Genomic DNA, 19,877 nt, shown 5'->3' with positions numbered 1-19,877 from the left:
TACCCGAGTATGTCTCAGAACATACCCGAAGAAGGCCCAGGGCATATTCATCGAGGAGAGTCGGTCACTCGGACGCTCCACGTGGGGAGGGACCGTCCGATTCGAATCTCGGCTGGGCACCGGCTTCTCCACCACGACGGCAAGTGCAGTCGACCGCACGGACACAACTACGAGATAGAGGTCCGACTTCGGGGAACGCTCACCGAGGAGGGGTGGATCGCCGACAAGGGGGACGTTACGGACGTCATCGACGGCTGGGATCATCGATTCCTCGTGGAGGAGGGCGACCCCCTCGTCGAGGCGTTCGAGGCGAGCGGTGACGCCGACTCGCTCGTCGTCCTCGACGTTCCGCCGACGGCCGAGATGATGAGCGTCCTCCTCGAGGAGCGACTCCGTGCGGAACTCCCGGAGACGGTCTCGTCCATCGCCGTCGACGTCCGTGAGACCGCCGAACTGTGCGGCGGCGGGATGCTGGAGTGACACCATGCCGGTGAACTCGAACGCCGACGCGCTCGACGAGCAGCCAGATCCGGACGCGGACGGACTCCCGATCAACGAACTCTTCCACTCGATCCAGGGGGAAGGCGAACTGGCCGGCGTCCCGTCCGTGTTCGTCCGAACGAGCGGGTGTAACCTCCGGTGCTGGTTCTGCGATTCGTACCACACCTCCTGGGAGCCGACGCACGCCCGGATGACGGTCGACGACGTCGTCGAGGACGTGCTGTCGTACGAGGAGGCCGACCACGTAGTCCTCACCGGGGGCGAGCCCCTCATCCACGAAGCGTCGGTGTCGCTCCTGGAGCGACTGCACGAGTTGGGCTACCACACGACCGTCGAGACGAACGGGACCATCTACCGCGACGCGCCGATCGACCTGGCGAGCGTCAGCCCCAAACTGGCGTCCAGTACGCCCACGCCGGCGAAGGACCCGAAGGGCGAGGGCGAGTGGGAAGCGCGTCACGAGGGGAACCGCATCGACGTGGACGCGCTGGCCCGACTGGTCGACTCCTACGACGCACAACTGAAGTTCGTCGTGACGGACGCGGACGACCTCCCGGAGATCGAGCGGATCGTCGAGCGGATACGGACCGAGGCGACGACGACCGTTCGCGACTCGGACGTCCTCCTCATGCCGGAAGGGACGACGAGAGACGCACTCGACGGGCGACGAGCCGACGTCGCCGAACTGGCGATGCGTAACGGCTACCGGTACACGCCGCGGTTACACGTCGACCTCTGGAACGACGCACCCGGAACCTGAGATGACGAGTACCTATTCACAATCGACCCGACAAACGACGGAACCGGACGAAACGATCGACCACGAGAGGGAGCGGCGCGGCGTTCGCCTCCTCCTGAAGGCAGGAGCGGAGGACGCGCGATGAGTGCCCGACGGGCGGTCGTCCTGGCCTCCGGTGGGATGGACAGCGCGACCGCCGCGGCGGTCGCACAGGAGCGGGGCTTCGACCTGTTCATGCTCCACAGTTCCTACGGGCAGCGGACCGAGTCCAGGGAGTTCGCGTGCGCGACCGCACAGGCCGAGTACTACGACGCGGCCGAGTTCCTCCACCTGACCACGGACCACCTCTCGAAGATCGGCGGGTCGAGCCTCACCGACGACGGGATCGACGTCGAGGACGCTGACCTGGACTCGGATGAGATCCCGTCCTCGTACGTCCCGTTCAGGAACGCGAACCTGCTGTCGATGGCCGTCTCGTTCGCCGAGGCGAACGACTGCGGCGCGGTCTTCATGGGCGCTCACTCCGAGGACTTCTCGGGGTACCCCGACTGCCGTCCCGAGTTCTTCGAGGCGTTCGAGACGATGGTTGACGTCGGGACGAAGCCCGGGACCGACATCGCCATCGAGGCACCGTTCGCGGAGTGGTCGAAGACCGACATCGCCGAACACGGCGCGGAACTCGGCGTTCCGTTCGAGCACACGTGGTCCTGCTATCGCGACGAGTCGCCCGCCTGCGGAACGTGTGACGCCTGCGCGTTCCGGCTGCAGGCGTTCCAGCGGGCGGGGGTACACGATCCGATCGAGTACGCGGAACGGCCGGACTACCTGAACCGGTGAGGAACTGATCCGTTTCCGCGATTCGGCCGACGCGGAATCCCGACCGAGGGTCGCTCGGCGTCCATCTCCCGAACGGACCCTCTCGACCGTCCACTTTCGACGTCGAGTTCCACCCCCGACGTGTAAGTCACTACTGCCCAGTATCGGTCAGTCGTCGGCTCCGGCATCGGACTACTCGTCCCGAAAACCGGGCGTCACGTCGCTTCTACTGACCAAATGGGCCGGTCCCGTCCGTCAGACTCACTCGACGTATCCGAGGTCCTCCAGCCGTCCCTCGACCGACGCGTCGATCGCCTCCCGTACCGCAGGCGCGTACTCGGGGTACGACCTCGCGTCGGTCGCCTCGACGATCGGGAGCGGGCGCCCGTCCATCCGATCGTTTCGGGGGACGCCGAGCGCGGAGAGGATCGTCGGCGCGACGTCGAACAGGTGGGCGCCCTCGATCGATCGGGACGTGTCGATCCCGTCGCCGCTCGCGAGGAACACCCCGTCGATCTTGTGATTCCAGGGCTCCGTGGTCTCGGCGAAGTACTCCTCGCTCGGCTGTGCGGAGAGGAAGTGCTGGAAGTCGTTCGGAATCGTGACCACGTCGACCGCGCGGTCGGCGTACGGTCCGTGGAAGTACCGCTCCCGCGGGGCGACCTCCTCGAACACCGGCTCGCCGTCCGGGTCGGTCACCGATTCGAGCTCGCGAACGAGGTCCGCGCGGACGTCGTCGTACTCGTCGGCCGGGACCTTCCCCGCCGGGTCGCGCCCCTCGACGTTCATCCGAACGCCGAGTTCAGTGCGCGCACGCATGTAGGCCGTCGAGTTCGGAAAGTCGACCTGCTCGTTGCCGGTTTTGACGACGCCGTTCGGCGCGTACTGCCTCGTCCGATCGGCGATCCCGAGCCGTTCGAGGACGAGCCCGACCCGGCGCGTGGTGAGCCCGACCGACGCGAGCCTCGCGGCGAGGCGTTCGACGGCGCCGGGCTCCCACTCCTCGGCCTGTTTGCCCTCCCGCAGGTCCTCGCGCATGAGGTTCCACGTCGGCATCCCCTTCCCGCCCATCGTCGTCTCGACGTACCCGGCGTCCTCGAGGAGGGCGTTGACGCGGAACTCGGGTTTCTCGTACCGGCCGATCCCGTGGTCGCTGGCGACGAACACGCGCTCCGGGTCGCACTCCTCGAGGACGCGGCCGATCTGTTCGTCCGCCGCCCCGTACACCCGTTTGACCTTCTCCCACTCGCCGTCGAACTCGTGGAAGACGGTGTCGGTCTTCTGGAACTCCAGGAAGCCGAAATCGGGGTCGAAGCGGCCGGCGAGGTAGCGGAACGCCTCGCCACGCATATCCACGAGCGAGCAGTACTCCTCCATCTTCTCGGCGTCGGACAGCGAGTCGTCCCCCCGCGTGTATCGGGGGTAGATGCGGTACTCGCCGATGGCGTCGCGTACCTCCTCGAGGATTCCGTCGGGGTGGCACGGCGGGTCCTCCGGGGCGAGGAAGCCGGGGATGATCGCGCCGTCGATCTCGTCGGGCGGGTGGGTCACGGGGACGTTCACGACGACGCTCGAGAGGCCGTGCCGGTCGAGCATCGTCCAGAGGCGGTGGGCGCGGACGTCGCCGCCGGTCACGACGTGGAAGTCGTAGCCGTCGAAGCCGGTGAACCCGAAGACGCCGTGTTTTCCGGGGTTGACGCCGGTGTACATCGACGGCCAGGCGCTCGGCGTCCAGGGAGGGATCTGGGACCGCAGCGGCGCAGCGACGGACGCGTCGACCAGCGCGCTCAGGTTCGGCACGACCCCCTCCTCCGCGAGGCGGTCGAAGACCGAGAGACACCCCGCGTCGATGCCGATGAGCAGCGCACCCATCCGGTCACTTCGGGCCATGAGGTCTCGTTGGCCCAGTGGGAGCCGGGCCCTTATCTCCCTTCTCTTTTCGCCGAACCGCCCGCCGGTCACTCCTCGCTCCGGAGCGCCGTGTAGACGGCCTCGGCCCGTTTCTGCCCGACACCGTCGATCGCCCGTAGCTGATCCTCCCCGGCGGCGAGCGCCGACTCGATGGTCGGGAAGGCGTCGTACAGCGCCGCCGCGGTGTCGGGACCGATCCCCTCGATGCAGCCGTACATCCGCTTCGCGATCGGTTCGGTTCGACCCGTCACCGCGCCGACCGGAAGCTGACGGACGGACGGGTCATCGACGTGCTTGCGGGCGAGCCGGACCGCCATGTCGACGAGCCGTTCGGCGCTGCCACACGGGATCACCGGCACGCCGAACCGCGCGGTGATCGACGCGAGCGACCCCCGGACCGACGCGTCGGGCGTGCCCGGCCAGCAGGCCTCGACGTCCGCGATGTCGCCCTCGAGGAGGACGTACGAGTGGTCGTAGGCATCGGTCATCTTCCTGACCTGTGCCTCCAGATCCGAGCCGAGGCGGCCGAGCGCCGACCGGAGGTAGTCCTCGCCGGATTTCCGCTCGAAGCCAACCCTCCCGATGACGATGTCGGCCGCGAGGAGGCGGTGCACCTCGACCGCCTCGACGTCGGCGTGGGCCCGGAGCGCCGCCGCGACCGCTGGCGGTTCCCGGTCGTCGACGGTCACGGAGACGAACATATCAACGAGGGGACGTAGACGGCGCTCCTGTATGAGTTCTCCGTCGGACGCGGGTCCTTCGACCCCGGAGGTCGGCCACCGACCGCGACGACCCCGTGGGTGCTGTCCGCCTATCTCGTGGACGGGTCGGCGATCCCGAGCTGTCGCAGGAGGCCGAGCATGTCCAGCTGGATCCACCGTTCGGCGATCATCCCGTCCTCGGTGCGCGTGAACACCATGGTTCCGACCTCGAACGTCTGGCCGGTCGGTTCGTAGCCCAGGAACGGCCCCTCGTGCGTTCCGCGGAGCGTGACGCGCATCGCGACGGTGTCGTCCTCCGCCACGACGTCGCGGACGGTCGCGGTGAAGTCCGGGAACGCGGAGAGGAACTGGTCGAACTGCTCCCGAATCGCCTCCCTGCCTTCCCGCTCCCCCATCGGGCCGTGTTCCACCGCGCCCTCCGCGTACACCTCGTCGATCAGGTCGAGGTTCCGCTCCGTCGCGATCTCCTCGGGAACGCGGCGTGCGAGTCGTCTGTGTTCCTTCGTCGTCGGTGTGGTCACGATGTTCTCCTCCGGGCGCCCGCGCCGACCCTCGTCGTCTCCGGGTCGGCTTCGGAAGGAGCCCTGTTCACGACGACAGCCCGGCGCGCGTTAGTGGTTACCACGAAGTGTGTACCAGTTGGGGGCCGTCCATGCCCGCCACACCCCACCGAGGGCGGACCGGATAGCCGCGTTTTTGGTGCCGGCCGTGGACGCTGGAACCATGAGCCTCGAGGCCGCAGTCGCCGTCCCGTTCCGGGGCGCGGGCGCTAACCGGATGGGCGAGGGCGAGTTCGTCGTCGCGCTCTCGCTGGACCGCGACTGGTTCTCGCCCGACCAGGCGAAGCGCCTCGTCGACGTCGCGGCCGGACGCGGCCTCATCGCGCAGGAGGACGGCGACCTCGTCGCGCAGTTCGACCCGTCGGAGGTGACGGTTCCGGTCGATTTCGTCCCGGACGAGTCCGTGCTACGCGAGCAGTCGACCTTCGAGCGGGTCGTCGACGCGCTCGTCGCCGGCGGCGTGGAGAAGCGCGAGGCGGTCGCCGCCTCGAACGAGCGCCAGCGCGACCTGGGCGTGACGCTCGAAGCCGCGGCCGTCCTCGTCGCCCGCGAGCGCGGCATCGACGTGGACGGCCCCGCCGCCGACGCCCGGGCGGACCTCCTCGCGGGCGGGGAGGACTGACGACCGATGACGACAGCGGAGGTGCTCTGACGATGGTCGAGGACAGGACCGCGGACGGCGTCCGCATCGCCCAGTTGCTCGCCTCCGAACTGACCGGGGGCGGCGGCCGCCTGGCCGACGTGACCGTCACGGACTCCGCCCCCGACGTCGAGCCGACGACCGACGGCGCGCTGGCCTACGGGGTCGCCGTCGCGGGGGCGGACGGCAGAGGCGAACCCGACTACGTCGCCGAGGTGTACGTCCACCCGGACAGAGTCCGCGCCGAGTTCCGCGTCGCCCCGGACGCCGCCGCCGACGCCGGGGCCGAGGCTGGCCTCCGAGTCCGACCGAAGGCCGTCAGGCCCCCGCGGACCATCGTCTTCGTCGAGGACGGCGCGGAGGTCAAGCGCGTGCTCCCGGTTTTCGAGACGGCGGTTCGCGCTGTTCACGACGGTAGCACCGGCCGCGACGGGGACGGCGACGAGTAACTCGGCCCGGAAGTCCTCCGGGCTTCGTCGGCCCTCGACGACTCCGACGACTCGCGCGGACCGACCGATGCGGGACCGTACCGTTTTTGCTCCGCCCGCGTAGTGACCCCATAGTGACGCTCGACCCGATCCACGTCGACACCATCGCGTACCTCGCGTCCGCCATCGCGAACGGGGTGGACGACGGGGACCACGACGACCTCGCGGGGACGGTGTGGGCCGAGTGGCTCGAACCGCTCCGCGAGGACGGCCGGCCGGTGGTCGAACCGGTCGGGGACCACGAACTCCGGCGAGCGAACGTCGAGGACGCAGCACTCGCGGAGCGCCCGTTCGCCACGACCCACGGCGTCGACTCGGGGACGCTGAACCCGACGGCGTTCAAGAACGGTCTCGTGCTCGACGTCGCGCACGCGGCGATGGGGACCGACCCGACGGACCTCGACGTCCACCAGTGTCGTTCGGTCGTCGTCACGGTCCACGCGAACGACGCGACCGTCCACCTGCCGGACGGCTGGAGCCGGTACGACGAGAGCAACAGCGAGCGGCGCGTGCTGACGGTTCCCCGGACGCGCCGGTTCGCCGACGAGACCGTCCACGAACTCGCGCTCTCGCTCGCCGAGTCACACCACGCGCTCCAGCACGCCCACGTCGTCGACGACCTCCTGGTGCTCGACGGCCCGCTGTACCCGAAGCGCCTGCTCAACTGGGCGACTCGGGACCGGGAACTCCGTGACCTCGCCTACGGCGACGCGGTGACGGAGGCCGTCGAGAACTACGTCCGCCTCGTCGAGCGCCACGTCGAGCGGGGCGTCCCGCTGGTCGGCTTCGTGAAGAACACGACGTCGGGGTACCTGACCCGGACGCTCGACTCGAAGGGCGTGGAGGCGCCGTGGCCCGACGACGCCGCGATGTTCACGCGGCTGCTGGAGCGATACGATGACGACGAACGGGTGACCGACGAACTGACGTTCACGACGTGGCTCTACTCGCGCGGCGGCTCGGACGAACCGCTGTCGGCGACCGGGGACGCGCTCGGCGTGGAGCGGGACCTCGACCCGGAACTCTACGAGGTGACGTTCATGTTCGTGTACGACCCGCGCGGCGACCTGCTGTTCAAGGTGGAGGCGCCGGCGGCGTTCACGCGGGACGACGAGATGCGTGCGGCGCTGACGAACCAGGTCGTCTCGGAGGTCGCGGCCGAGCGCGGCCCGCCGACGGCCGTGGACAAGGCCGACGAACTCGCGCGCATCGGGATCGGCGAGAAGGAGTCGCTCCGCCGGAAGTTCGAGGAGCGGTTCGACAGCGAGTTCCTCCGGACGTACGACGACGTCCGCTGGGCCGACGAGGGGTAGGTACCGCCGCGCTCAGGGCTGTTGCACCTTCTCGACGTCGAGCGTCACCTCCTCGGGCGGGATGCCGACCCGCGCGAACTGCGTCCTGACGTGTTCCTTCCCCGCGTCCACCGCCTGGTCGCGCGTGTCGAATCCCCGCGGCATCGGCGACTCGAACGCGACCCGGATGGCCCGCCCGTCGAGGTCGAGGCTGGACCCGCCGCTCTCGACCTCGTAGAACTCGTCGCACACCCAGACGTACGGCGCGTCCTCGTCGGGCGCCCCCTTGAACGTCGGCGCCTCCTCCCCCCGCTCATACACCGTACCCGTGAGCTCCGTCTCCCCGACCACACCGCGAATGAGCAACATACCGGAGGTTGAACGCCGACTCTGAAAAATCGCCTCCCCGTTCGTCTCCGAGCCCCGGCACCGATCCGGGGATCGGTTCGGGAGTAACCCGGGAGCCGATTTCCGCGCCGCCGGGTGAACGGGCTTTTTGGGTGATGACGCCGTGGCCCGCCACATGGCCGACTCCGGCGACTCCGAACTCGGGGACTTCGAGGACGTGGGCTCGTCCGCGGACGCGGGTTCGAGTTCGAACGACGAGCGGGGGGAAGACGCGACCGCGGGCGGCGCGACGAGGGGTCGCGGACCCGGCGCCGGTAACGGGGAGGTCGAGATCGAGAGCGACGACGCCGGAGCCGAGGGACAGGACGGATTCGCCCGGTACGCGATGGACGCCGCCGCCGGGCCGACCGCCGCCGGCATCGGGACGCTCTCGGTCGCGCAGGGGCTCCGCGTCTCGGAGGACGGCGAGGAGACGTGCATCAAGGCGTTCGTCACCGCGGGCAACCGCGAGGACGTGCGGCTCGGGACGTACCTGCTCGTGCCGTACCCCGACGGCGAGACGCTGTTCTCGCGCATCGCCGCTCTGGAGTACGAACAGGAGTTCCACACCGACGACGCGACCGAACTCACCGCCCGACGGCGCCTCCAGGGCACCCAGTCGTTCACGGAGGCCGACTACAAGTTCGTCGCCGAGCTCGACCCCACTGCCGTGCTGTTCGAGGACAACGAGGCGCGGAGCGCCTCGGACGGAGGCGACGGAGCCGACGGAGCCGGCGAGCTCAAGCGACGGATGGTCGACCGGGTACCGAAGCCCGGCGCGCCCGTCCGACAGGCGACCGACGCCGAGCAGATCAAGACCGGACTCGCCATCCCCGACGAGGGCGTCTTCCTCGGCCACCTCTCGGTCGGTGGCGAGAAGGTGCGGACGGCGGCAGAGCCGCCCACGGTGGACTACCGGCTGAAGGACGACTACGCCGACGGCGACCCGCTTGTGTTCCGCCACACGCTCGTCGCCGGGGGGACCGGATCGGGGAAGACCCACGCGGCGAAGAACGTCCTCCGGCAGTACCTCGGGCGCACCTACGAGATGGACGACGGGCGCGACGCGAAGGCCGCCGTCGTCATGTTCGACCCGCAGGACGAGTACGCCCAGATGCACGACGACAACCCCGCGTTCGATGGCGACTGGGGCCGGCGCCTCGACCGCGAGGGCATCGACCATGGCGGCCACGACGATACCGTCGCGCTGGTTCCCAAGGAGGTCGGCACGAGCTACCCCGGCGAGGGGCACCGGGCGGAACAGGTCGAGTTCACGATCCCGTTCAGCATCGTGGACGAGTACGACATGCCGTGGCTCGTCGCCGGCGCGGCGCTGAACGACAACCAGTACCCCGCCCTCCTCACGCTGCTCAACCGCTTCTTCCGGAACCACTCCGCGGGCACCTACGAGCAGTTCCTCTCGTTCCTCGACGACCTGGCGCTGAAGGAGGAACTCGACGAGTCCGGGCGCGTCCACGAGGCGACCTACGACGCGGTGAAGCGGCGGGTTCGGGGGATCCCCTCTGGGGTGTTCGACCAGGACGCGAAGCCGATCACGGAGCTGGACACGACGCTGGTCAGGTCGGGCGGGCTGACGGTCATCCCGACGTACCACCTCTCCTCGGCGCGCGCCAAGGAGATGTTCGTGCTCGCCGTCTCGGCGCTGCTCGTGGACGACAAGCTCTCGAACGACCCGAACAGCGCGCGGGTGGACGAGACGCCGCTGGTGCTCGGGATGGACGAGGCGCACAACTTCCTCGCGGACGCCGAGAACGTGCAGGCGCGGAAGGTGGTCCAGAAGTTCACTGAGGCGGCCAAACAGGGCCGCAAGGAGCGGCTCGGGTTGTTCCTCATCACGCAGGACCCTCAGGACGTCGCGGACCCGGTGTTCAAGCAGGTGAACACGCGGCTCGTTCTCAACCTGGGCGACGAGGACGCCATCAGGAGCGTGAACATCCCGCCGTCGCTGGCCGGGAAGGTGCCGTACATGGAGAAGGGACAGATGGTGGTGTACTCGCCCGACAACTCGGAGCCGGTGGAGGTCACCGGCCTGCCGGTGTGTGTGACTCGCCACGGCGATTGAGCGCCGTGGCGATGTGTGACCAGGCACGGCGACTGAACGCCGTGCCTGTATGTGACCAACTGACTCCCCGACCCATCGAGACGGATCGTGTGAAGGCGTATGCCAACGGGGGCCAACCCACCCGACCGGCCCCTCGCCATCAACGTTTTGATACCTGATGTGCTATCGACCCGCATGGTAAAGCGGATCCTCGTCGCCTTCGACGGCACGGACCAGTCCGTCGACGCACTCGAGTACGCCGCGTCCGAGTGGCCCGACGCGGAACTGGTCCTCCTGACAGTCATCGACCCGTCCGAGGCCGGCTTCAGCGCGGGTCGGGGCGTCCCCAGCGGCGCCGAGGAGTGGTACGAGACGATGAAGGCCAAGGCCGAGGGGACCCTCGCCGACGGCGCGGCGCTCGTCGATCGCGAGGTCGAGACCGTGACCGAGGTGGGAAAACCCCGGGAGGCCATCGTGGAGTACGCCGAGGCGGACCACGTCGACCACATCGTGGTCGGGAGCCACGGCCGGCAGGGATTCTCGCGTATCGTGCTCGGAAGCGTCGCCGAGGGGGTGGTCCGCACCGCCCCCGTCCCGGTCACCGTCGTGCGCTGAAGGTCGGGGGGACGTCCGGCCGCGGTCGAACCCGGCGGGCGCGGTCGTTTTCAACGCCGATACGCGGGACCGAGCGTTTAGGTGGGACCGACGGTCCCGGAGGTGTATGGGAGCGAGAAACGGGACGCTGGCGGTACTGGTCGTGCTCGTCGCGGCCGCGGTCGCGGCGGGCGGGGTCGCGGGAGCGGACGAGGGAACGTGTTCGGCGAACGGGGAACGGAAGCTCTGTCTGGAGGACGTGAGCGTCTCCACCGAGCGGATCGTCGTCGGCGAGTCGGCGACGCTCTCCGTCACCGTGCGAAACGCGGGCGACGTGGCCGCGAACGGGACGGTCGTGCTGAAGGTCGCCGGTCCGGTCAACGGGACCGACACCTACGCCCTCAGCGAGGACCGCCTCGAACCCGGCGAGGAGGTCGAGGTCACACAGCGCCTTGACGCGAGCACCCCCGGGACGCACGGCCTGCAGGTCGTACTGAACGACGGCGCGATGACCCACCGGTACGACGCCTCCGAGGTGAGGACGCTGGAGGTCGAGGAGCGGTCCGCCGGCCTCGGCGGTCCAATCGACGCGCCGGAGTACGCGCTCCTCGCGCTGCTCGGGTCGCTGTCGGTGCTCGGGGTCGTCGTGTACCGGAACAACTGAATCGCCGTCGGCGTGCATCGACGTTCGGGTTTCCGACGATGTACTCCGTTTTCTACCGCGAGCGAGGGAGCGAACGCAGTGAGCGATCGAGCGAGCGGGGTTTTGGCATCGCAGGAAATCGAAGATTTCCCGTTAGTAGTGGGATTCCTCCGGAATCCCACAACATGAACGGGTTTTTCCGGGGTTCGACGAACAAGCGAACGAAGTGAGCGAGCGAGGAGGACCCCGGACAAAAGAGGTTCCTCAGAAGATGTTCGCCTGCCGGTACACCGAGATGCCGTCGGCCGTGATCTCGTACGGCTTCGTCTCGCGGGAGTGGTTCGCGTCGCGGATCTTCTGGATCTCGACTGCCAGGCGCGTCTCGCGGAAGTCTGACGGACGGACGTACTGGAGGACGAACACGGCGTCGGTGAGGTACTCGACGATGCCGTGGCGGGAGGCGTAGGAGTTCTCCTCGCTCGCCTCCGAGGTCAGCATCGTCGTCACGCCGGCCTCCTTCAGCGACCGGGTGAAGTCGAACACCTCCGAGCGACGCTTCGAGGGGTGGTCGTACATCATCTCCAGGAGCGAGACGGAGTCGAGGACGAGCCGATCCGCCCCGAACTCGTTGATGAGCCGCGAGATGTCGTCCCGGATGGAGTCGAGCGAGTTCGCCATCTCGATCGGGTCCATCGAGACGACCGCGAGGCGGTCCTCCGCCTCGTACTCGCGGTAGGGCCAGCCCTTCTCCTCGGCCGTCGAGAGCACCGCTTCGCGGGACTCCTCGAGTGTGATGTAGACGGCCTTCCCATCGTTCGTGAGTGTCTCGTTCAGGAACTGGAGGCCGAACGTGGTCTTCCCGGTGCCGGCGCTCCCGATGACGGTCATCAGCGACCGGTGTGGGACCCCGCCGAGGATCATCTCGTCGAGGCCCTCGATGCCGATGTCGATGCGCTCGATGTCGGACTCGAACTCCTCCTCGTCGAACCCGCCGCTCCCGCCGAAGTCACCGAACCCACCCTCGCCCATACCGAAGTCGTCCCCCCCGCCGAACCCGTCGAACTCGCCGCCGCCTCCCGCGTCGAAGCCGCCGAACCCGGCGTCCCCGTCGCTCGTCCCGCCGGGTGACGGCGCGCCCTGCATCGCGTCCGCGAAGTCCTGACCGAAGGGGTCGTCCCCGTCGAAGTCGCCCGCTCCGGGCACGTCTTCACCGCCGAAATCCCCGACGTCGAACTCGTCGCCCGCTTGCGCGTCGGCGAAGCCTGCGTCGTCGACCGCGTCGTTGGGCCGATGCACGTCGTTCGGTCCGTCCGCTTCGCTCGATTCGCTTCCGTCGCCGGACTCGTCCGCGTCGGCCGACATCCCTTCGGTCCCGTCGTCCGCCACGGTGGACTCGTCGTCGCCCTCCCCGTCCTCGTCGAGGGCCTTCTCGAACCAGTCCTCGTCCCCCTCCTCGCTCACGCGAGCCACCTCCGGGGGCGTTCTCCCGACCCGTGGGTCGTTCGGCGGAGGGAAGACTGACGGCCCGGACGCGCGTTCATGGCCGGTGACAACCGGCCGGGGGGGCATGAATGTTCCCCAGCGGCGCGGGGTCGGCGGGATTTTTGTCCGGGCCCGGCGAAGTCGCGCCATGGACGTTGGTATCGTCGCCCAGAAGGGGAACAACCGGGCCGCCTACCTCGCCGCGGACGTCCGCGACCGGCTGTGCGAGGCCGACGCCCGGGTCCACCTCGACGAGGCGACGGCCGCGACGCTCTCCGAGGAGGGTCGGCCCGTCGACGCGATGGACACGACCGACCTCGTGGTCTCCATCGGCGGCGACGGCACCTTCCTCTTCGCCGCCCGGGGCGCGGGCGGGACGCCCGTGCTCGGGGTGAACCTCGGCGAGGTCGGCTTCCTCAACGCCGTCCCGCCTGACGAGGCCGTCGAAGCGGTACTGAAGGAGGTCGAGGCGTTCCAGGACGACGAGATGACCGTCCGGGAGGCCCCCCGACTCGCCGCGACCTGCGACGGCTGGGAGAGCGCGCACGCCACGAACGAGATCGTCGTCCAGGGCGCCCGCCGCGGTCACGGCGGCGGGGTGTGCGTCGAGGTCCGGGTCGACGGCTCGCTCTACTCGGGCGGCCACGCCGACGGCGTCCTCGTCGCCACGCCGACCGGGTCGACCGCCTACAACCTCTCCGAGCGCGGCCCGCTCGTCCACCCGAGCGTCGACGGCCTCGTCGTGAACGAGATGTGCGCGACGGGCGGCATGCCGCCGCTCCTGATCGCGCCGGACGCGACGGTGAGCGTGACGCTGACCGACTCCGAGGAGGCGGTCGTCATCAGCGACGGCCGCGAACCGCACCCGGTCGACGTCCCGACCGAGATCGTCGTCGAGCGGACCGGGCCACCCGTGCGGGTCGCGGGGCCGTCCTCGGACTTCTTCGAGGCGCTGAAGAAACTGGAGTGAGCGGTCGACGGGGCGTGCCCGTCTAGCGGTTCGGGGTTCGTTGTCGACAGGAAGACGGAGACGACTACGAAAGCCCCTGCAGTCAGTGGTTGATCGAACCGCGCCGGTCGACGTCCAGGTGGTCGGCGCCGCGGGAAAGAAGCAGTCAGCGCATCCGGTTCAGCGGCCCCACTCCGCCTGGCGGCGCGGGCGGTCCGAGACCGCCAGCACGTCGAGGTCCTCCTCGCGGTGGGCGAGCGCTTCGAGCGAGGCCCGGGCGGCCGCCTCGGTCGAGACGTACGCCACGTCCTCGTCCACCGCGGCCCGGAGCGCGTCGCGGTCGTCGGTGACGAGCAGGTCGACGGCGCCCTCACGGAGTGCCGTCGCCACGTCCTCGACCTCCGCCGCGTCGTAGTACTCGCCGAAGCCGGCCATCAGCTCGGTGGCCGCCTCGCTCCCCGGTTCGGGCAGCGCGTCGCCGACGAACTGGAAGACGACCGTCCCCGACTCGGGGAGCCCCTGGCCGGCGGCGTCGAGCGCCTTGCCGTACGCCTTGCCGAAGGTGCTCGCCGTGCCCATCACCTCGCCGGTCGACTTCATCTCCGGGCCGAGCCGCGGGTCCGAGTCCGGCAGGCGGTCGAACGGGAGCACGACCTCCTTCACGTTGTAGTGCTCCGGGATCGCCTCGGTCGCCCCCAGTTCCTCGAGCGAGTGCCCGGCCATCACCTGCGCCGCGAGCTTCGCGATGGGGACGCCCGTCGCCTTCGAGACGAACGGGACGGTGCGCGAGGAGCGCGGGTTCGCTTCGAGGACGTACACGTCCTCCCCCTGCACGGCCAGCTGGACGTTCAGCAGGCCGACCGTCTCGAGCGCGCGGGCGATGTTCTCGGTGACCTCGCGCACGCGGGCCAGCGTCTCCTCGCTCAGCGAGCGCGGCGGGATGACGCAGGCGGAGTCGCCCGAGTGGACGCCCGCGCTCTCGACGTGCTCCATCACGCCGCCGATGAGCACGTCCTCGCCGTCCGAGACGGCGTCCACGTCGAGTTCCACAGCGCCCGCGAGGAACTCGTCGACGAGGATGGGCTTGTCCGGCGAGACGCGGACCGCCTCGGTGATGTACTCCCTCAGTTCGTCGTCGTCGTGAACGACCCGCATCGCGCGCCCGCCGAGCACGTAGCTCGGGCGGACGAGCACGGGGTAGCCGATGTCGTTGGCGAGTTCGAGCGCCTCGGCCTCGCTCGTCGCGGAGCCCCCCTCCGGCTGGTCGACCCCGACGTCGTCCATCAGGCGGTTGAACCGGTCGCGGTCCTCCGCGAGGTCCATCGCCTCGACGGACGTTCCCATGATCTCGCAGTCGACGCCCCGGCGGTCGAGTTCCGCAGCCAGGGGCTCGCCGATGTCGACGGAGGTCTGCCCGCCGAACTGGATCATCACGCCGTCGGCGTCGGTCGCCTCGATGACGTCGGCGACCTCCTCGGCGGTGATGGGTTCGAAGAACAGCCCGTCGGAGGTGTCGTAGTCGGTCGACACCGTCTCGGGGTTGTTGTTGACGACGTGCGCCTCGATCCCCTGCTCGCGCAGCGCGCGGACCGCGTGGACCGAGCAGTAGTCGAACTCGACGCCCTGCCCGATGCGGATGGGGCCGCCGCCCACGACGACGACGCTCTCGGCGTCCATGTCCACGCGGAGTTCGCCCGCGGCTGCGTCGCCCTCGTAGGGGCCGGAGAACCACTCCGGCTGGCGCGAGGAGTAGTAGTACGGCGTGGAGGCCGCGAACTCGCCGGCGCAGGTGTCCACCTGCTTGTACGTCCGGCCGGGAACCGCCTGCTCGACCTCGCCGACGCCGGCGCGCGCGGCGGAGACGGGGATGTCCTCGTCCGCCGCCTCGGCCCCGGCGTCGCCCGCGACCGTTTCGGTCGCCTCCGCGGTCCGCCACGCGCCGCGCGTCTCCGGGAGCCACGTGAGGCTGCTGTCCTCGAAGACGTTGCCCGCGAGTGCGGAGATCTCCGCGTTCGTGAAGCCCGCGATGGCAGCCGGGGTGAACTCGCCCTCGACGACCTCCTTGCTCGCCTCCACGATGCGCGAGAAGCGCTCGACGTACCACTCGTAGATGCCCGTGGCCTCGACGACCTCCTCGACGGAGAAGCCGCGCTCGAACGCCTCGAACATCGCGTACGGGCGGTCGGGGCTCGGGCGTTCGAGGTACTCGGCGGTGAGCTCGTCGTCCTCGAGGTCCCCGAAGTCCTCGGCCGGGTCGTACTCCGAGGAGCGCAGCGCCTTCAGGAGGCTCTCCTCGAACGTGCGGCCGATGGCCATCGCCTCGCCCGTGGACTTCATCGCCGTGCCGAGCGTGAAGTCCGTGTCCTCGAACTTGTCCTTGGGCCAGCGCGGCACCTTCGTCACCACGTAGTCGATCGCCGGTTCGAACGCGGCGGTCGTCTCGCCGGTGATCTCGTTGTCGATCTCGTGGAGGCGCTTGCCGAGCGCGACCTTCGCGGTCACGCGGGCGATGGGGTAGCCGGTCGCCTTCGAGGCGAGCGCCGAGGAGCGGGAGACGCGGGGGTTCACCTCGACGACGCGGTACTCCCCGCCGGGGGTGCCGTCGTCGCGCCAGGCAAACTGGATGTTACAGCCGCCCTGGATGCCGAGTTCGCGGATGACCCCCAGGGCCGCGTCGCGCATCTCCTGGTGGCCGTCGTCGGGGATGACCTGCGAGGGCGTGACGACCGTCGACTCGCCGGTGTGGATGCCCATCGGGTCGAGATTCTCCATGTTGCAGATGATGATGCAGGAGTCGTCGGCGTCGCGCATCACTTCGTACTCCAGCTCGACCCAGCCGGAGATGGACTCGGTGACGAGCACCTCGCTGTTGCGCGAGAGGCGCAGTCCGGTCCGGACGCGGTCGATGAGTTCGTCCATCTCACCGACGACACCCGACCCGGAGCCGCCGAGGGTGTACGTCGTGCGGGCGATGACCGGCAGGCCACCCACCTCGTCGGCGGCGGCCTCGACCCGCTCGCGGAGCGCCTCCCCGTCCAGTTCCGTGACCACCTCGCCCTCGTCGAGCGAGATGGTCGTCGACTTCGGAACCGGCTGACCGATGTCCTCCATCCGCTGGCGGAACAGGTCGCGGTCCTCGGTCGCGTAGATGGTGTCGAGCGGCGTGCCCATGATGTCGACGTCGTACTCCTCGAGCACGCCCTCCTCGGCCAGTTCGGCGGTGACGTTCAGCCCGGTCTGCCCGCCCAACCCCGCGATGACGCCGTCGGGGCGTTCCTTCCGGATGACCTCCGTGATCGCCTCCGTCGTGATGGGTTCGATGTACACCCGGTCGGCCATCTCGGGATCGGTCATGATCGTCGCGGGGTTGGAGTTGACGAGCACGACTCGAGCTCCCTCCTCGCGAAGTGCGCGGCAGGCCTGCGCCCCGGAGTAGTCGAACTCCGCGGCCTGCCCAATCTGAATCGGTCCGCTGCCGATGAGAAGGATGGTGCGGCCGTCTCCACTCATTGTCGTGAGCCAGTTCGCGTATCGTAATAAGTTCCGCGAATCGCAGCGATATTCGTAGCGAGTTTGCGAATTTCGCAAGCGGGCCGTTCACATACCCCAGGGCCGGCTCACCCGGCCGCGTCGTCCGCGGCCGGCAGCGTAAAGGAGAACGTCGCGCCCTCGCCGGGTTCGGAGTCGACCCAGATCTCGCCGCCGTGTCGCTCGACGATCCGCTTGCACAGTGCGAGCCCGATACCCGTTCCGGCGTGCTCTTCACGAGTGTGAAGGCGCTCGAACACCTCGAAGATGCGCTCGTGGTCGTCGGGGTCGACGCCGATCCCCTCGTCGCTGACCGACAGGATCCACTCCCCGCCAGCCCGTTCGGTCGAGACGTGGACCCGGGGTGGCGCATCGTCGCTGTACTCGAGCGCGTTGCTCAGCAGGTTCTGGAGCACCTGCCGGAGCTGGCTGTCGTCGCCCTCGACCGTCGGCAACTCCTCGTCCGTGATCTCGGCGGCGTGCTCCTCGATCCGAAACTGGAGATCGGCCAGGACGTCCGCGAGGACCGATTCGAGGTCGACCGGCTCGAACGGTTTCCCCTGCGTATCGACCCGAGAGTATTCGAGCAGGGCAGCGATCATCTCGCGCATCCGGTCGGCGCCGTCCACGGCGAACTCGAGGAACTCCCGGCCGTCCTCGTCGAGTTCGTCGCCATAGCGATCCTCGAGCAGCTGTAGATAGCTCGACACCATCCGGAGGGGTTCTTGCAGGTCGTGGGAGGCGGCGTACGCGAACTGCTCGAGCCGCTCGTTCGACTCCCGCAACTGGCGCTCGAACGTCTTCCGTTCGGTGATGTCCCGCGCCACGCCGACCATCCGCGTCGAGCCGTCCTCGTCCTGAATGGGCCGGCCCGGGGCTTCGATCCACCGCTCCTCCCCGTCCCGATCGATGCGGATCTCGTCGGACTTCGGCTCGCCGGTTTCGAGCGCCTCCCTGATCCCCTCCTCGACCTGCTCTCGGTCGTCGGGGTGGACGATCCCGATGAAGTCGTCCCAGTTCTCGACGGGGGTCCCGTACAACGACTCCGCTGAGGGATAGAACGACGTCCGGTCCTCGTCGACGTTCCAGTCCCAGACGATCGCGTCCGTGGCGTTGAGGGCGAACTCCATCCGATCCCGGACGCGCTGGAGTTCCTGTTCGCGCCCTTTCCGCTCGGTGACGTCCTGGACGGCCCCGCGGAGCGAAACGACCTCCCCGTCCTCGACGTCCGGCTCGCCGATGATCCGGAGCCAGCGCACCTCGTCACTGGGCGCCTGGAACCGACTCTCGATGTCGAAGGGTTCGCCGGATCGAAGCGCCTCCTCGACCGCGCGTTCGACGATCGGTCGGTCCTCGTCGTGGTAGACGTCGAGCGCCTCGTCCAGCGGCGGCTCCTCGTCGGAGGAGACCTCCAGGATATCGAAGAGGTGTTCGGTCCAGAACACGTCACGCGTGTCCGGATCGATCTCCCAACCGCCGATGTCCGCGATGCGTTCCGCCCGCTCCAGGAGGTCGTACACCCGTTCGAGCTCCCGCTCGCGCTCCCTGCGCTGGGTGATGTCCTCGAAGTACACGGAGAGGCCGGACTCGGAGGGGTAGATCCGGACCATCGCCCAGATCTCGAGCTCCTCCGAGTAGTGCTCGAACCTCATCGGTTCCTGCGTCGCGAACGCCTCCTCGAACCGGTCGAAGAGCGGGGCCGATTCGTCGACGTCGAACACCTCCCACGGCCTCCGCCCGATGAGGGTCCGTTCCGGCTCGCCGAGGTGCGCCTCGGCGTGATCGTTCACGTACTCGTACCGGAACTCGTCGTCGAGCGCGTAGAACGCGTCGTCGATCCGCTCGAACACGTCGTCGAGTTCCCGTTCGAGCTCGTCCCGCTGGCGTTCGAGCCGTTCCGCCTGTCCTTCGAGCCGCTGCTCGTACTCGCGCCGCTCGGTCATGTCCCGGGTGACTTTGGTGAACCCCTGGAGCGCCCCGTCGTCCCGGATGGCGGTGATCGTGACGTTCGCCCAGAAACGCGAGCCGTCCTCCCTGACCCGCCACCCTTCGTCCTCGATGCGGCCCTCGGTCGCGGCGGTTTCGAGGTTTCGAACGGGGACGCCGTCGTCGACGTCGTCGTCGGTGTAGAACGTCGAGAAGTGTTCGCCGACGATCTCCGCCTTGTCGTAGCCCTTGATCCGCTCGGCGCCGTCGTTCCAGCTGACGACCCGGCCCTCGGGATCGAGCATGAAGATGGCGTAGTCCTTGACCGCGCTCACGAAGGCCGCGAACTGTTCGTCGTCCGTGCCCTGACGATCAGTACTACCTCCCCCAGTAGCCCACCAGACCCGCGTCGACCCGTCGATCTGTCTGGTTCGAAGTTCACCCCGCTCGGTGAGCTCTTCCAGGTAACGGTGCGCCGTCTGCGGCGGACAGTTCAGGAACTCCGTGACGTCCGTGATCGCCACCGGCTTCGTCGGCTGCTCCAATCGGCCGAAGAACCCCCGAAGATCGTCGATAGTTACACCTGAAGGCGAATCCGAGGTTCCCATTGGCCTTCCCATAAAGCGAGGGATAATAA

Annotated in this window: 17 protein-coding genes; 10 read left to right on the top strand and 7 right to left on the bottom strand. The window is 68.8% G+C overall.

Going from position 1 to position 19,877, the window contains the following annotated elements:
- Nucleotides 1-9 precede the first annotated feature (9 nt).
- From HUG10_RS01400 to queC, 3 genes are all read left to right on the top strand, one after another.
- The gene (locus HUG10_RS01400; RefSeq protein ID WP_179167850.1) at nucleotides 10-480 is read left to right on the top strand and encodes a 6-pyruvoyl trahydropterin synthase family protein; all 471 of its coding nucleotides are present in this window, start codon (nucleotides 10-12) and stop codon (nucleotides 478-480) included.
- A gap of 4 nt (nucleotides 481-484) precedes the next feature.
- Entirely contained in the window at nucleotides 485-1,261 is a 777-nt protein-coding gene (locus tag HUG10_RS01395; protein ID WP_179167849.1) for a 7-carboxy-7-deazaguanine synthase QueE, read from the top strand.
- A 120-nt stretch (nucleotides 1,262-1,381) separates the two neighbouring features.
- Nucleotides 1,382-2,077 (top strand): 7-cyano-7-deazaguanine synthase QueC, encoded by a 696-nt coding sequence (gene queC, locus HUG10_RS01390; RefSeq protein WP_179167848.1) that lies wholly within the window; start codon nucleotides 1,382-1,384, stop codon nucleotides 2,075-2,077.
- Between the two features lie 240 nt (nucleotides 2,078-2,317).
- Here the strand turns inward: queC and HUG10_RS01385 are convergent, their stop codons facing one another.
- The 3 genes from HUG10_RS01385 to HUG10_RS01375 form a co-directional block, all read right to left on the bottom strand.
- Complete coding sequence (locus HUG10_RS01385) at nucleotides 2,318-3,946, bottom strand: alkaline phosphatase family protein (RefSeq protein ID WP_218780633.1); 1,629 nt, start codon at nucleotides 3,944-3,946, stop codon at nucleotides 2,318-2,320.
- 68 nt (nucleotides 3,947-4,014) lie between these two features.
- Nucleotides 4,015-4,668 carry a helix-hairpin-helix domain-containing protein gene (locus tag HUG10_RS01380; RefSeq protein ID WP_179167847.1) on the bottom strand — a complete coding sequence of 218 codons (654 nt, stop codon included), beginning with the start codon at nucleotides 4,666-4,668 and terminating at the stop codon, nucleotides 4,015-4,017.
- 110 nt (nucleotides 4,669-4,778) lie between these two features.
- On the bottom strand, nucleotides 4,779-5,213 hold the full coding sequence (locus HUG10_RS01375) for an ester cyclase (RefSeq protein ID WP_179170961.1): 435 nt from the start codon (nucleotides 5,211-5,213) through the stop codon (nucleotides 4,779-4,781).
- 199 nt (nucleotides 5,214-5,412) lie between these two features.
- Here HUG10_RS01375 and HUG10_RS01370 point away from each other — a divergent pair, with 199 nt between their 5' ends.
- From HUG10_RS01370 to HUG10_RS01360, 3 genes are all read left to right on the top strand, one after another.
- Nucleotides 5,413-5,871 carry a DUF2240 family protein gene (locus HUG10_RS01370; protein ID WP_179167846.1) on the top strand — a complete coding sequence of 153 codons (459 nt, stop codon included), beginning with the start codon at nucleotides 5,413-5,415 and terminating at the stop codon, nucleotides 5,869-5,871.
- Nucleotides 5,872-5,903: 32 nt separating this feature from the next.
- Nucleotides 5,904-6,338 carry a hypothetical protein gene (locus HUG10_RS01365; RefSeq protein ID WP_179167845.1) on the top strand — a complete coding sequence of 145 codons (435 nt, stop codon included), beginning with the start codon at nucleotides 5,904-5,906 and terminating at the stop codon, nucleotides 6,336-6,338.
- Between the two features lie 113 nt (nucleotides 6,339-6,451).
- Nucleotides 6,452-7,690, top strand: coding sequence for a DNA double-strand break repair nuclease NurA (locus tag HUG10_RS01360; RefSeq protein ID WP_179167844.1), 1,239 nt, complete (start codon nucleotides 6,452-6,454; stop codon nucleotides 7,688-7,690).
- Nucleotides 7,691-7,702: 12 nt separating this feature from the next.
- Here the strand turns inward: HUG10_RS01360 and HUG10_RS01355 are convergent, their stop codons facing one another.
- Nucleotides 7,703-8,038, bottom strand: a complete 336-nt coding sequence (locus HUG10_RS01355) for a DUF7113 family protein (RefSeq protein WP_179167843.1) — start codon at nucleotides 8,036-8,038, stop codon at nucleotides 7,703-7,705.
- Nucleotides 8,039-8,192: 154 nt separating this feature from the next.
- On the opposite strand from HUG10_RS01355, the gene HUG10_RS01350 reads away from it, so the two are divergent.
- The 3 genes from HUG10_RS01350 (at nucleotide 8,193) to HUG10_RS01340 (ending at nucleotide 11,376) form a co-directional block, all read left to right on the top strand.
- Nucleotides 8,193-10,139: an ATP-binding protein gene (locus HUG10_RS01350; RefSeq protein WP_179167842.1), complete on the top strand. Its 1,947-nt coding sequence runs from the start codon at nucleotides 8,193-8,195 to the stop codon at nucleotides 10,137-10,139.
- A gap of 174 nt (nucleotides 10,140-10,313) precedes the next feature.
- On the top strand, nucleotides 10,314-10,733 hold the full coding sequence (locus HUG10_RS01345; RefSeq protein ID WP_179167841.1) for a universal stress protein: 420 nt from the start codon (nucleotides 10,314-10,316) through the stop codon (nucleotides 10,731-10,733).
- 106 nt (nucleotides 10,734-10,839) lie between these two features.
- Nucleotides 10,840-11,376: a CARDB domain-containing protein gene (locus HUG10_RS01340; protein ID WP_179167840.1), complete on the top strand. Its 537-nt coding sequence runs from the start codon at nucleotides 10,840-10,842 to the stop codon at nucleotides 11,374-11,376.
- A gap of 243 nt (nucleotides 11,377-11,619) precedes the next feature.
- Here the strand turns inward: HUG10_RS01340 and HUG10_RS01335 are convergent, their stop codons facing one another.
- Nucleotides 11,620-12,816 carry a KaiC domain-containing protein gene (locus HUG10_RS01335; protein WP_246310196.1) on the bottom strand — a complete coding sequence of 399 codons (1,197 nt, stop codon included), beginning with the start codon at nucleotides 12,814-12,816 and terminating at the stop codon, nucleotides 11,620-11,622.
- A gap of 169 nt (nucleotides 12,817-12,985) precedes the next feature.
- Between HUG10_RS01335 and HUG10_RS01330 the strand changes: the two genes are divergently transcribed.
- A complete protein-coding gene (locus tag HUG10_RS01330; protein ID WP_179167838.1) occupies nucleotides 12,986-13,807 on the top strand; it encodes an NAD(+)/NADH kinase in 822 nt (273 codons plus the stop codon).
- A gap of 159 nt (nucleotides 13,808-13,966) precedes the next feature.
- Here the strand turns inward: HUG10_RS01330 and carB are convergent, their stop codons facing one another.
- A complete protein-coding gene (carB, locus tag HUG10_RS01325) occupies nucleotides 13,967-17,296 on the bottom strand; it encodes a carbamoyl-phosphate synthase large subunit (RefSeq protein WP_179167837.1) in 3,330 nt (1,109 codons plus the stop codon).
- Nucleotides 17,297-17,403: 107 nt separating this feature from the next.
- Complete coding sequence (locus tag HUG10_RS01320; protein WP_179167836.1) at nucleotides 17,404-19,848, bottom strand: PAS domain-containing sensor histidine kinase; 2,445 nt, start codon at nucleotides 19,846-19,848, stop codon at nucleotides 17,404-17,406.
- Between the last annotated feature and the right edge of the window lie 29 nt (nucleotides 19,849-19,877).

It is taken from the genome of Halorarum halophilum (assembly GCF_013401515.1).
GTDB classification, from domain to species: domain Archaea; phylum Halobacteriota; class Halobacteria; order Halobacteriales; family Haloferacaceae; genus Halorarum; species Halorarum halophilum.
This window is presented reverse-complemented; position numbering and strand designations above follow the sequence as displayed.